Raw genomic sequence first — 14,137 nt, 5'->3', positions numbered from 1 at the left:
TTACGCGCTCACCCTTCGTCTGAGCGTATTTGCGGGTAGGGTTGCCAGCATAAGACCCGCCATGATGGGTACGAAGCCAAGGTAGTGGAATGTCTGGAGTCGCTCGCCCAAAAACAAAACTGCCATTGCAACACCGTAGGGTGTCATCAGGTACATGAACATGCCAGCAACAAAGGGGCCAACGGCGCGAATGCTAAACTGGTAGGTCAGAAACGATGCAAGAGAAGCAATAAGAACAACGCCAGCAATGGACGTCCAGACTTCACCGGTGTTGGGTACTGACTTCGTGATTGCCATTTCTGCGATTGCGAACGGCGCCAACATGATGGTGCCAAAAATGGCAATGGTCGCAAAAAGAGGGACCGTTGACATGCCCTGAAGCTGGCTCTTCTTGATGAGCACTGAATAGATTGCCCAACTCAATGTGCATAGCGCAAACAGCAGGTCCCCGCTGTTGAACTGCAGGCCGAGCAGATTGCCCAGAGAGCCCTTAGTGACAATGACAGACACTCCGGCGATTGCGAGTAAGATGCCTACAAACTCTCGCAGGGCCACAGTGCGGCCTCTAAAGAGCCATTCAAGTGCGAGGATCAAGGCGGGGGCTGCAGAGTAGATCAGCGTGCCGTTGGTGGCGGAGGTCTCCTTTAGTGCCAGATACACAATTGCACCGCAGATCCACATACCCAGAAACGCCATGAAGCTGAGGAGCTTGAGGTTTTCGCGGATCAGGGGCAGGCAGGCTTTTAATTCGCGGTAGGTGAACGGCAGCAGGATAAGTGCGGCAAGGCCCCACCTGAAAAAGGCAAGGGTCCATGGCTCTGTATGCGTCAGGGCGGGCTTGGCAATAATGATATTGGAACTCATGAATATGGGCATGAGAAACAACAGGGCGTAGGTCGAAGGCCCATAGGAGTTCGTAGATGAATTTGGCACGCGTAATATTCCAATGTGATCTGGGCGGCGTAGAACAAGCTCAGCTGCTCGTCAAATACGTCATTCCTAGATCTAAGGTGTAAACGATGCTGGGAATCTATTAGAAAGTGGTGGGTGCGCAATTGACTTTTTCTCTCGCCAGCCTAGCACAGACCAGAGCGGTGTCAGCCGCGTTGTAAAAGGGTCCTGCTGTCAGGGTGTACTGCGTTGCGCCATTCGTGCTCGTTGCAGAGACGCGTTTTGTCAGGTCTCCCAGCAGCAGTGGTTTGGATTCCGTCAGCTCACGCCATTGGCTTTCAACCGACGTGGCGTTATCAAAATTACCCAGATCAACTGCGAAGGACGTGCGTGTGATTTTGCCAGCACCAGACTGGTGTAATTTTCCTGCTGCAGGGGTTTTGTGAAACTTGGGCAGTGCGGGTAATATCGTCTTTAAGGGCTCCGCGACAACAGGTTCAGGTGCAGCTTCTTTTGTTGGTGTGGCGTTCGGAACTGCTACGACTTTGGAGAGTATCATCTCGGGTATTGGGCCCGCTGTGTCAGAAGGTTGTTGTTTCTGTAAAAGCTCAGGTGCCGGGAGAGTTTCAACTGGTGCAACATGATCCTGCCCGGTGTTAGCGGCTTTCCTAGGCGGTAGTAGATTTGGCTTGGGCTCTGCTCTTGCATGTTTGGTAGCTTCTTCAAGCGTTTTGAGCTGGTGTGACAGTCTGCGATTTTGCTCAGTGATGCGTAGCAGGGAGCGGCGTAGTGAGATAATTTCCTCCCGTATCGCATGTAGCTCACGTGAGTTTTGCAGGTCACTTTCCGATTCGACTTTTCTGGTGCTGTCATACATCTGGACCGCGGTCAGTGGTTCCGTTCTGCCTGTTGAGGCTGTTGTGGTGACCGGGCCGGGCAATGGGAGGGGAAGTGCTGCGGGCTCATAAGTAGGAGCCTGATGCGCAAACTTACCCGGCATTTGTATTGCAGAGGCAGCAAGGGCCGCAAACGAGAGTGCAGCAATACCCCATGCAAGCACGGTCACACGTTCTTGCAGTACTTTGGGCTTTTCTCGTAACTCGTTGATTTTATGAGGGAGCAGCAACGCTTCCAGTCGCCTCCAAATCGAATCTTATTGTAATACTATGGATTACTTTGTTGTTTTATGGTTAACAAAATGCAAACGCAGCTCTGGAGGAACTTTTAAGCTCTGCCTGCTATTTCTCGGGGTGCGCTGATTTTCTTGGTGAAAGCGCCGGGTTATTCTTTGAAATAACAAAGGTCTCGTGCAATTTGCCTGTCAGTTTATAATTCTAGGTTACCCAAGGGGTTTGCATGTCCAATAGTTCTTGTTTGGCAATTGTTCTGGCTGCTGGATTAGGAACGCGTATGCGTTCGACCCTGCCAAAGGTGATGCATGAAATTGGTGGGCTTCCGCTTGTGGGCCATGTGCTGAACTCGGTTGTCGGTGCCGGCGCGGATAAGGTGGCCGTTGTCGTTGGGCCTGAGATGCCCAAGCTGGAAGAGCATATTTTGAGCCATGTGCCGCACGCGAGCTGCCACGTGCAGGTGGATCGGTTGGGTACTGCGCATGCAGTGAAGGCGGCTGAAACAGCTTATCGTGATACTTCTGATCATGTTCTGGTTCTTTGTGGAGATGCACCGCTCATAACTGCAGAAACGCTGCACCGTCTGCGCAAGCGGCTGTCTGGCGGTGCTGATGTGGTGGTGCTCGGTTTTGAGGCTGCAAACCCCTTCGGGTATGGACGGCTTTTGGAGAATGATGGAGAACTTGTAGCGATTCGAGAGGAAAAGGACGCAAGCGACGATGAACGCAGCGTCAATCTTTGCAATTCAGGTATCATGGCGTTTACCGGAAAAGTGTTGCCTGAGTTGATTGCTGAGATCAGAAACGACAACGCCAAAGGTGAGTATTACCTCACCGATGCTGTTGAAGTTGCGCGTAGCAAAGGGATGCGGGTTGTTTCTGAACTTGCTGATGAGAAGGAAGTTCAGGGTATCAACAACCGCGCTCAGCTTGCCTCGTGTGAAGCGGTTTTCCAGCAGGCACAGCGCGAAACCTTTATGGAGAACGGGGTCACTTTACAGGCGCCTGAGACTGTCTACTTCTCCTACGATACTGAGATTGGGCCTGATGTAGTTGTTGAGCCGAACGTTGTATTTGGTCCAGGTGTTAAGGTGGATGGCGCCGCGCGGATCCGTGCGTTTTCGCATCTGGAAAAGGCCCATGTGAGCTCAGATGCAATGGTTGGGCCCTACTCACGGCTGCGTCCGGGTGCTGAGATTGGCGAAGGGGCTCATGTGGGCAACTTTGTTGAGATAAAGAATGCTCAAGTGGAAGCAGGCGCCAAAGTTAATCACCTTTCCTACATTGGTGACGCGCGCATTGGTGAAAAGTCCAACATCGGCGCGGGGACGATCACCTGCAACTATGACGGCTATCTAAAGCATCACACAGATATTGGTGCGGGAAGCTTCGTCGGGTCAAACAGCGTTCTGGTTGCTCCTTTGAAGCTGGGTGACGGTGCGTTTGTTGCTGCCGGATCTGTGGTGACTGCCGATGTACCGGAAAATGCATTGGCTATCAGTAGAAGCCAGCAGGTGAACAAAGAAGGCCGCGCGACCCTCATGCGCAAGAAGCTATCTGCGGCTAAGGCTTTAAGAAAGGGCTGAGTAGTGGTGCTGCACACTGCCGATTAGAGCAGTGTTCATATCATTTATCCTCAAGTTGTAACGAAACGAAACACGGATTGATTTCCCTCGCAAAGAGGCTTCGGGCTAAAGACTAGCCAAACTAAAGGTGCTCGCATCAGTTGCGAGAGGGGATTTCAAGGAGAACATATATGTGCGGTATTATAGGTATTTTGGGGCAGACACCTGTTGCACCATTGCTGGTTGACGCGCTGAAACGGCTTGAATATCGCGGATATGACTCTGCAGGTATTGCAACTGTAGAGAATGGCGAGCTGGCTCGCCGGCGTGCGAAGGGAAAACTGCGTAATCTGGAAGCTTTGCTTGAGAGCGATCCGCTTTCCGGCAACAGCGGTATTGGACACACCCGTTGGGCGACCCATGGCGCGCCGACCGTTGAGAACGCACACCCGCACGCCTCTGACGGTATCATGGTGGTGCACAACGGTATTATCGAGAACTTCCTTGAACTGCAGGAATATGTTCGCGGCGCCGGTGTGTGCCTCTCCACCGAGACAGATAGTGAAGTCGTTGCGCACCTTGTTTCCCTTGAAGTAAAAAGCGGCAAATCTCCGCAGGACGCGGTTGCAGCTGCTCTTGGCCGGTTGAAAGGCGCCTTCTCCTTGGTTTTTTTGTTTGCAAAACATGATGACCTGATGATTGGTGCACGCCGCGGTTCCCCACTGGCTGTAGGGTACGGCGAAGGTGAGATGTTCCTTGGATCTGACGCGATTGCGCTGTCGCCGTTCACGGACCGTATCAGCTACCTTGAAGAAGGCGACTGGGTGGTTGTTGAGCGCGCTGGCGCCCAGATCTTTGATGAGAACAATACTGCTGTAGAGCGTGCGGTTCAGACTTCCAGCGTTAGTTCCTCCATGATGGATAAGGGAAACTACCGTCATTTCATGGACAAAGAGATTCATGAGCAGCCTGAGGTTTTGGGGCATGCACTTTCCCAGTATCTGAAGTTCAGTGAGGGGCAGGTTAGTCTGCCGGAGGGTAATGATTTTGACTTCTCCAAGATCAACCGTCTGGTGATCTCTGCTTGTGGTACTGCGTATTATGCTGGCCTGACTGCGAAGTACTGGTTTGAGAAGTACGCGCGGCTTCCGGTTGATATCGATATTGCCTCTGAGTTCCGCTACCGGGAGATGCCACTTGCGGAAGGTGATCTGGCTCTGTTTATCTCTCAGTCCGGTGAAACGGCAGATACGCTTGCCTCGCTTCGCTATTGTAAAGAGCAGGGCATGACCATCGGTGCTGTTGTGAATGTGGCTGAAAGCACAATTGCCCGTGAATCTGATCTGGTATTTCCACTTTTTGCCGGAGCTGAAGTTGGTGTTGCGTCCACGAAAGCCTTCACCTGCCAGCTGGCCGTTCTTGCCAGCTTAGCGGTACTCGCGGGCCGCCAGCGCGGACATATAAGTGCAGACCAGGAGAAGGAACTGGTAGGTGCCTTGTCAGAGCTGCCAGCGCACACAATGCAGGCTTTGAAGCTGGAGCCGCAGATTGAGAAGATGGCACCGTGGATGTCGAAGAAGCATCATGCGCTGTTCCTCGGTCGTGGGACCAACTTCCCACTGGCACTTGAAGGGGCGCTGAAGCTGAAAGAACTCTCTTATATTCACGCCGAAGGATATGCGGCTGGTGAGTTGAAGCATGGCCCGATTGCACTGATTGATGAGAATATGCCGGTTCTCGTTGTGGCGCCGTTTGATGGTGTTTACGAGAAAACCGTTTCCAACATGCAGGAAGTGGCAGCGCGTGGTGGTGAGATTGCCTTGTTCACGGACGAAAAAGGTGCGGCAGCGGTCGGTGTTGCGCCGGATCAGATGATTATTCTGCCGGAAGTTCCTGAAATTTTGGCACCTGTCATCTATGCGCTGCCATTGCAGATGCTTGCCTACCATACTGCGGTCTTCATGGGCACGGATGTTGACCAGCCACGCAATCTGGCCAAGTCTGTTACTGTCGAATAATTGGTCCGTAGAAAAGGTGTAGAAGTGTGGGAGAGTAATAAAGTATCATACTAAGTCATATACTAGCATACTGAAACCGCCACTCGTTGCATTGCAAGCAACGAGTGGCGGTTCTTTTATGTCAGCTAAGAGCCAAGTGTATTTGGATGACAAATTCTCAAAATGCAAAAAGCGCGCCGAGATGGTAGTGTGTATCCGGAATATAAAAAACTGGCTGACAGTTCGGGACTTGCTGGCCCTTGGAAAAGCACATCGTGTCTTCGATCAAAATTCGCAGAGAACCCATCATCTGCTATCTGATCTCCAACTATCCGTGCCTTTGTTGATGGAATGGCATAGCGAAGTACAAATGCTCCGGTTTATCCGTCGTCTCGCGAACGATCACGACGATTTTGTCGGAATGGCAAACAGGGTGGTTCATCAGGGGGTGGTGCACGGCTTCGCGGCGGGCAAGTTGTAGGACCTCGTCAGCAACTGTGGGTTCGCTGTAAACTATATCCGCGCTTTGCAGTGCGCGCAGGTCGCGGAGTCTTAAGTCGTCGATCCCCGAGGGAGGGACAAAAACCTCGGTGATCCGACTGTCCTTTTCTGGATGTTCGTCAGATATAGTGCTCTGTAGGTCCTGCGAAATCTTTTGCAGCTCATCATGTAAAGGTACAGAGCGCCACGCTTTTTGTGCAAATGTTTTCCAGAAACGTCTGCGGGTGGAAGGTTGGGGCAATGCGGTCATGACCTCTGCCCGTATTTTCTCAGCAAGCGTGCCCCAATCCGCAAGCCAAAGGGGGAGAAGGGCTTCGATGCGTTCGCGGATGCTTTGGCCCAGCACAGGCGCAGCGCCTGCCGTTGAAATGCCGATGATGCAGGGACTGCGGTTTACGATGGAACCAAACTGAAAGTCGCAGAACTTTGGCTGATCGATCACGTTGGAGGGACACCCCTCAGCGCCTGCAGCGGCCTTAAAGTATGCGATCTCTTCTGGCTCATCCAAATCAGCAACCGCAAGCGCCTTTCCGCTCAGGTCTTCCTCCGACCATTTCCGATCATGCCATCGCACGCTGTTGCCAGTTGGTGTGGTGAGGTACTTGCGAAACCCGCTCGATAAGGACGCAGCTTCTGCAATGACATGGACGCGGGCTCCCGTCGCCGCCAGCAACTCTGCCTTCCAGTGCGCTGCATCGCTGGAACCAATCACAAGCACATCTTTTCCGGTGAGCTTGAAGAAAACCGGAAGCACCGCCAAAGCTCCAATCCGTTGGCGGGGTTTGGATCTTGGAAAGCGAGTAATCTGCGCGCGGCTATTCGGCTGCAAGCTGTGACTGGTCATGCAAAATCCTTGAAAGTTCGGAGCAGCAAGAACCGCAATTGGTGCCAGCGCCCGTGGCTGCGCCGATGCTGTTCGTGCAGTGAGCGCCTTCTGCAATGCTCTTCTGGATCTCGTAGACCCCAACATTCATGCAGGAACAAACAATCGCGCCCTTTGCGGGCTGGTCTGCGGACGGCCAACCGGAAAGAACGGAGAGGCGATCTGCGGCTTCCCATCGCGGACGTTCGAAGACCGCAATCAGGTGGGAGCGGGATAAGACGACGGGCTGGGCAGTTTCCATGAAAACAGCCAGAAGCTGGTCGCCCTCAAACGCGGCTGCACGTCGTCCACCCGCGCTATCAGTATATTGAACCCACTGTACATCTTTGGCCCCGCTTAGACCCAGTGCAATCTGGAGTTCAGCATGCTGCATTTGGCGATCATGAGCATACTCAAGCCTCCATCCGCCAGCACATGGCACGGCAGCGGCATAGTCAAAGCCTTTTACCTCGGGCTTCTGGCGCGTCACCGCGAAACCGTAGGCTTTGCCCGCATACCGTTCAACGGAGACTTTACTTTGCTTGAAGGCAGGCTGTCCGGAAATGGGGTCCAGTTCAGCTGCCACCAGCTTATCGATACGGGCATTGGAGGAGAATTGGTCCGTCCAATGTACGGGCGCGAACACAGTGCCCGCCTTCTGCCGAGACGTGGCTACAACCCGCAGCAGGACTTCACCGTGCTCGCTGCGCCCACGAGCGATATCTCCTGAGGCTAGGCCTAGAGCCTCCGCATCGACTGGCGAGATGTCCAGCGACGGTTCCGGCATATGCCCGCACAGGCGAGACGAAAGGCCAGTCCGGGTCATGGTGTGCCATTGGTCGCGCAGGCGGCCAGTGTTCAAGGTCAAGTGATCGGATTGTGTGAGTGGCTCCTGGTCGTAAGACGTTGAGGTTGAAGTTGAAGCGCATTGCATAGCAATGAACCGTGCTTTTTGATCGGCATGGAAGAAGCCGCCGTTGCCAAAAAAGTGCGTTGCATCTGGTTTGGCCCCATCGGGTGCGGGCCATTGGAATGGAACCAGTCCGTCATAGGCTTCTTCGGAAAGTTCGGCGTACGCACCAATATCAAAGTCGCGTTTTCCGTTGTTCTCAAAGGCCGAGAGCTTTGCGTGCTCGCAAAAGACGTCGCTTGGTGAGCCATACTCAAACGCAGCAGTAAACCCCATGCGCTGCGCCACTTGTGTCAGCTGCCAGTAATCCGGTTTGGCCTCGCCAGGCAGGTCCAGAAACGCCCGTTGCCTTGAGATTCTGCGTTCTGAGTTGGTTACAGTGCCAGCTTTTTCGCCCCATGCCGCAGAAGGGAGCAGTACATTTGCATGGCGGCTCGTGTCCGTTTGCTGGGCAACTTCGGAAACAACCACGAAAGGACAGCTGGCAATCGCTGCTTCCACCTTGCTTGCATTGGGCAAACTGTCAGCCGGGTTGGTGCCCATGATCCAGAGCGCCTTGATGCGTCCATCGGCCACCGCATCAAACAGCTCGACGGCCTTCAAGCCGGGCTCGCGTGCCAGCTTTGGAGCAGTCCAGAAGCGTTCGACGATGGAGTGGTGCTCTGGATTACCCAGCTCCATATGCGCGGCCAGCATGTTGGCAAGGCCACCTACCTCACGCCCACCCATGGCGTTGGGTTGTCCGGTGATGGAAAAGGGACCCATGCCCGCGCGGCCGATCCGACCCGTTGCCAGATGGCAGTTGAGAATAGCATTGACCTTGTCGGTGCCTTGGCTGGATTGGTTGACGCCTTGGCTGTAGACCGTCACGGATTTCTCGGTGTTTGCGAAGAGCTGGTAAAACACCTCAAGCTCCGCGTGCGACAGGCGTGTTGCGCGTTTTAGTGCTTCGCCACCCCACGCTTGTGCCGCCTCTAATGCCTCGCTGAATCCTACCGTGTGCTGCTGGATGTAGTCTGTGTCCAACGCGCCGTTCTTTGCCAGGTACGCGAGTAGGCCACCAAACAGAGCCGTGTCCGCATCGGGCTTGATCGCAAGGTGCAGGTCAGCGCCTTCTGAGCTTGCTGTCTCGCGAGGGTCAATCACCACCAGCTTCATTTGGGGGCGTTTTGCGCGGGCCTCTTCAATCCGCCGATGAAGCACGGGATGACACCACGCCAAATTGCTGCCCACCAGAACGAGCAGATCTGCCTGTTCCAGATCTTCATAGGAGCAAGGCACTGTGTCTGAGCCGAAGGCCCGTTTATGTCCGGCAACGGAGGACGCCATGCAAAGGCGGGAGTTGGTGTCGATGTTGGCAGAGCCGATGAACCCCTTCATCAGCTTGTTTGCAACGTAATAGTCCTCGGTCAGGATCTGCCCTGAAAGATAAAACGCGACACTGTCAGGCCCATGCTCTTTGATGGCGGTGCTGAACTTGTCCGCGATCAGATCAAGCGCATCCTCCCAGCTCGACCGTTTGCCGTTTACCTGCGGGTGGAGCAGGCGGGTCTCCAATCCAAGCGTTTCTCCAAGGGCTGCGCCTTTGGAGCAAAGCTTGCCGAAGTTGGCGGGGTGCTCCGGATCGCCTGCAATGTGGACTGTGCCATCTGGTTGAGGCGTGGCAAGGACTCCGCAGCCGACACCGCAATAGGGGCAGGTGGTGCGTACTGTGCCCTCCATCATGCGCCCTCCGGTGTCACACCCAACAGCACCATGTTGCCTTTGATCTTCACGGGGTACCGCAGGACGCGGCCTTCATCCGCCCCTTGTGCCTCACCGGTTTCAAGCGAAATGACCCAGTTGTGCATCGGGCAGGTGACACATCCATCGTGGACGATCCCCTCCGATAGCGGTCCCTTCTTATGCGGGCATTCGTCTTTTAGCGCGAAGACTTCATCCGCTGCGCTGCGAAATATGGCAATGCGCTCGCCATTGAGCTCCACGCGGCGCGACCCGCGTATAGGGATGTCACCAAGGCTGCCGATCTCTACAAAGGTGGTTGTCTGTGCGTTCATTCTGCGGCCTCCAGCTTTACAACTTTCATTGGGTTGAATTCATGCTTATCCTTGCCGGAAACCCGCTCGGACCACGGGTCCACCTGGGCAACCTTCTGCGAGGCCACAAACCTGTCGAAGTAAGCTCTCCGCCTGTCCGTATCCTCCATGATCACGCGGCGCACCTCGTCATAGCCAATGCGCTTCGCCCATTTGTAAATCCGTTCCAGATAGCGGCCTTGCTCGCGGTACATCTGGGTCAGTGCCACAATGTGTTCCAGCGCCTCATCCTCTGTGGCCACGGTCCCAAGTACCTCGGTGCCTTGAATGTGCAAGCCAGCGGCACCGCCAAAGTGGATCTCGTAGCCGCTATCGACACACACAACGCCAATGTCTTTGCAGGTAGCCTCTGAACAGTTGCGCGGACAGCCAGAGACAGCCAGTTTCAGCTTTGCAGGCGTCCATGATCCCCACATGAACTTTTCCAGCCGAATGCCGAACCCGGTGGAATCCTGCGTACCAAATCGGCACCAGTCTGTGCCCACACAGGTTTTCACGGTGCGCAGGCCCTTAGCGTAGGCATGGCCGGAGACAAAGCCAGCCTTACCCAGATCGTCCCAAACGTCTGGGAGGTCTTCCTTCTTCACGCCCAGCATGTCGATGCGTTGACCGCCGGTGCACTTCACACTGGGGATCTCGTATTTATCGATCACATCGGCAATGGCACGCAGCTCGGCGGAGGAGGTCATGCCACCCCACATGCGCGGCACCACAGAGTATGTTCCATCCTTTTGGATGTTGGCGTGCACCCGCTCGTTGATGAAGCGGCTTTGATAGTCGTCCGCATACTCTTCCGGCCACTCACAGACCAAATAGTAGTTGAGGGCAGGGCGGCACTTGGCGCATCCGCAGGAGGTCTTCCACTCAAGCTCCTGCATCACTTCAGGGATGGTTTTCAGCTCCTTGGCAACGATCAATCGCCGTACATCATCGTGACCCAGATCCGTACAGCCGCACACTGGCGTTACGGCTGCCGGGTTATAAGCATCCCCAAGCGTTGCAGCCATGAGCTGCTCCACAAGGCCGGTGCAGCTTCCGCAGGACGCGCTTGCCTTGGTGTGGGCCTGCACCTCCTCCAGTGAGCTCAGGCCTTTGCTTGTAATGGCAGAGGTAATTGTGCTTTTACAAACGCCGTTGCAGCCGCAGATTTCTGAATCATCCGGCAAGGCTGCAACGGCTGCTGAGGGGTCCAGCGGCATACCTCCCTGATACGCCTGCCCAAAGATGAGCGTATCGCGCATTTCGGAGATATCTTCGCCCTTCTTAAGAAGATCGAAGAACCAGGGCCCGTCAGTGGTTTCACCGTAGAGAACTGCGCCGATGATGCGATTGTCTTGCAATACCAGGCGCTTATAGATTCCCGAAGTCGCATCCCGAAGTACGATTTCCTCGCGACCTTCTCCTTCGGCAAAGTCCCCGGCGGAGTAAAGATCAATGCCCGTCACCTTTAGCTTGGTGGCGGTCACGGAGCCCTTGTAAGCTGACGTCCCGCCAAGCAGGTTCTGCGCGATCACCTTCGCCATGTCGTAAAGCGGTGCCACCAGACCGTAACATTGGCCGCGATGCTCCACGCACTCACCAAGGGCGAAGATATCCTTGTTAGAGGTGCGCATGTCATCGGAAACGAGAATGCCGCGCCCGACGTCCAAACCGCTTTGCTGCGCCAGCTGGGTGGACGGGCGAATGCCAACGGCCATGACAACAATGGAGGCCTCGATCACTGTGCGGTCTTCCAACTCAACGCCAGCAACCTTGCCTTCGCTCTCCAAAATGCGCTTGGTATTGGCTTTTGTCAGAACCTCGATACTACGATCAGCAAAGGCTTTCTCAAGAAGGTAGCCGGATGCTTCATCAAGCTGGCGTTCCATCAGTGTGGGCATCAAGTGCAGGACGGTTACGTCCATGCCTTGCTCTTTCAGTCCCGCTGCTGCCTCAAGTCCCAGCAGACCGCCGCCAATCACCACAGCACGGCCACCGGCTTTTGCAGCTGCCAGCATGGCTTCCACATCATCCAGGTCCCGATAAACCAGTACCCCGTCCAGGTCTTTTCCTTCAATGGGAATGATAAACGGAGAGGATCCTGTGGCGATCACAAGCTTGTCGTAGCTTACTGTAATGCCGCCAGCGCTGGTCACCGTCTTTGCAGCGCGATCAATTGCGGTGATCATCTGGCCTTTGTGAAGGGTGATGCCGTGGTCAGCGTACCAGTCGTCATCGTGAGTAATGATGTCCTCATAGCTCTTCTCGCCGGAGAGTACCGGAGACAGCATGAGCCGGTTGTAGTTCACACGCGGCTCTGCGTTGAAAATGGTTATGTCATAGGCATTTGGATCAGCCTCCAGCAGATGCTCCAGCATCCGCCCCGGTGCCATGCCATTGCCGACAATTACAAGTTTTTCTGTCATGATCTCATGCCCTCATTCTGCTGCATCAATTGCCGCCTTCTGGCGATCAAGACGCATGGCACGTTTTTGCTGGATGGAACGCAGCTGCTCTTCGCTTGGGTTTGCCCCGCCTTCATACGCCTCAAGAAAATCGAGAAGTTCCTCACGATAGGCGTAGTAATCAGGGTGATTGAGCAGTGCTTTCCGGCTGCGCGGGCGCGGCAGGTCCACTTCCATAATGTTTCCGATGGTCGCATTGGGACCGTTGGACATCATCACCACGCGGTCCGCCAGCAAGATCGCTTCATCTACGTCGTGCGTTACGCAGATCGCAGTCACCTGCGTGCGTTTCCAAACATCCATCAGAAGGTCTTGAAGCTCCCACCGTGTGAGGCTGTCGAGCATGCCGAATGGCTCGTCCAGCAGCAGCACCTTGGGAGAAAGCGCAAAGGCGCGTGCGATGCCCACCCGCTGCTTCATACCGTTGGAAAGGTCTGCCGCCAGCGTATCACCTGCATCCCCAAGGCCCACGCGGGAGAGGTAATAACGCGCCACATCCTCACGCTCAGTGGCAGTTGCATTGGGGTAAACTTTGTCTACGCCAAGTGCCACGTTCTCGTAGGCTGTCAGCCACGGCAAAAGGGAAGGGGCCTGAAACACCACCGCTTTGTCTGGCCCGGCCTGCGTAATGTGCTTGCCGTCCAGAATGATTGCGCCCTCGGTGACCTCATTAAGCCCAGCCACCATGGAAAGAACCGTAGACTTGCCGCAGCCTGAATGACCAATCAGCGAAATGAACTCGCCCTTGTTCACTTTCAGGGAAAGCTCGTCCACGACTGTGAGTGGTCCCTTAGGTGTTGGGTAAACTTTGGTCAGCTGACTAAGTTCAAGGAACCGGTCACTGTGTGGGCTTTCCGCCTCCCGCTTATAAGCGGTTGGAAGCCCGCCATCTGCTCCGGTCTTCGGTGCAAACGGAACGATATTTGGCAGCTTGATGCCATCTTCCTCAGCAGAGCCGCTTGCAGACGCGCCAATTTCGAGCAGGTAATCGGTGATCTCACCGCGCAGGCGCATAAACTCCGCATCCGAGTTCATGGCTCCGCGATCGCGTGGGCGAGGGAGGTTCACCTTAAACTCTGGCCCAAAGGTCGCTTCTGGTCCGGGTTTCAGTGGGATGATGCGGTCAGCCAGCAGGATGGCCTCATCCACATCGTTGGTCACGAGGATGATGGTTTTCTTCTCTTTCTGCGAAATGCCCGCAAATTCATCCTGAAGCTTGGCGCGGGTCAGGGCATCGAGCGCCGAAAGCGGTTCGTCCATGAGCAAAACGTTCGGCTGCATAGCCAGCGCACGTGCCACGGCCACACGCTGACGCATGCCACCAGAAAGCTCGGCTGGTCGGCGGTCCGCAGCGTGAGAAAGGCCAACCATCTCGATATAGTCTGCGCCAAGCTCGGCCCGCTTAGCGCGGGGTTTTTGCGGAAACACGCTGTCCACCGCGAGGCCCACATTATCTTTCACCGTGAGCCACGGCATCAGCGAGTAAGACTGGAACACCACTCCGCGCTCGGGCCCTGGCCCTGTCACCTCTTTACCGCGAAAGATAACGCCGCCTTTGTCTGGCTTGATCAAGCCTGCGAGCGCAGAGATCAGCGTTGTTTTGCCCGCGCCTGAAAACCCAACGATGGCAACAAACTCGCCCTCCTGCACCTTCAGGTTCACATCGGTTAATACGTTGCGTCGGTCTGCACCATCTCCAAAGCCCACGGACAGGCTTGAAATCTCAAGGATCGTCATCAAAG

The 14,137-nt window shown here is 55.0% G+C and carries 9 protein-coding genes; 2 read left to right on the top strand and 7 right to left on the bottom strand.

Translation table 11 applies throughout. From position 1 onward, the window contains the following. Together IE076_RS12980 and IE076_RS12975 are read right to left on the bottom strand one after the other, a co-directional pair. Positions 1-933, bottom strand: coding sequence for a DMT family transporter (locus tag IE076_RS12980; protein ID WP_209009082.1), 933 nt, complete (start codon positions 931-933; stop codon positions 1-3). 100 nt (positions 934-1,033) lie between these two features. Further along, entirely contained in the window at positions 1,034-2,017 is a 984-nt protein-coding gene (locus IE076_RS12975) for an SPOR domain-containing protein (protein WP_209009081.1), read from the bottom strand. Between the two features lie 230 nt (positions 2,018-2,247). Between IE076_RS12975 and glmU the strand changes: the two genes are divergently transcribed. After that, positions 2,248-3,606, top strand: a complete 1,359-nt coding sequence (glmU, locus tag IE076_RS12970) for a bifunctional UDP-N-acetylglucosamine diphosphorylase/glucosamine-1-phosphate N-acetyltransferase GlmU (RefSeq protein WP_189437213.1) — start codon at positions 2,248-2,250, stop codon at positions 3,604-3,606. A gap of 170 nt (positions 3,607-3,776) precedes the next feature. Beyond that, positions 3,777-5,603, top strand: coding sequence for a glutamine--fructose-6-phosphate transaminase (isomerizing) (glmS, locus tag IE076_RS12965; protein ID WP_189437212.1), 1,827 nt, complete (start codon positions 3,777-3,779; stop codon positions 5,601-5,603). A gap of 307 nt (positions 5,604-5,910) precedes the next feature. Here glmS and IE076_RS12960 read toward each other — a convergent pair whose 3' ends face one another. From IE076_RS12960 to IE076_RS12940, 5 genes are read right to left on the bottom strand one after another with little or no spacing between them, the layout of a single operon-like run. Continuing rightward, positions 5,911-6,927, bottom strand: coding sequence for a siroheme synthase (locus tag IE076_RS12960; RefSeq protein ID WP_189437211.1), 1,017 nt, complete (start codon positions 6,925-6,927; stop codon positions 5,911-5,913). Further along, positions 6,899-9,577, bottom strand: a complete 2,679-nt coding sequence (locus IE076_RS12955; protein ID WP_189437445.1) for a nitrate reductase — start codon at positions 9,575-9,577, stop codon at positions 6,899-6,901. Before IE076_RS12955 ends, IE076_RS12960 begins: the two co-directional genes overlap by 29 nt. Further along, positions 9,577-9,912, bottom strand: a complete 336-nt coding sequence (gene nirD / locus IE076_RS12950; RefSeq protein ID WP_189437210.1) for a nitrite reductase small subunit NirD — start codon at positions 9,910-9,912, stop codon at positions 9,577-9,579. Before nirD ends, IE076_RS12955 begins: the two co-directional genes overlap by 1 nt. Then, positions 9,909-12,356: a nitrite reductase large subunit NirB gene (gene nirB / locus IE076_RS12945; protein WP_189437209.1), complete on the bottom strand. Its 2,448-nt coding sequence runs from the start codon at positions 12,354-12,356 to the stop codon at positions 9,909-9,911. The genes nirD and nirB overlap by 4 nt, the downstream gene beginning before the upstream one ends. A 12-nt stretch (positions 12,357-12,368) precedes the next feature. Next, positions 12,369-14,132, bottom strand: coding sequence for an ABC transporter ATP-binding protein (locus IE076_RS12940; RefSeq protein ID WP_189437208.1), 1,764 nt, complete (start codon positions 14,130-14,132; stop codon positions 12,369-12,371). Positions 14,133-14,137 lie beyond the last annotated feature (5 nt).

This window comes from Pseudovibrio japonicus (assembly GCF_014651595.1).
Lineage (GTDB): Bacteria > Pseudomonadota > Alphaproteobacteria > Rhizobiales > Stappiaceae > Pseudovibrio > Pseudovibrio japonicus.
The sequence above is the reverse complement of the archived record's forward strand: the minus strand, read 5'-3'. Positions and strand labels throughout refer to the sequence as shown.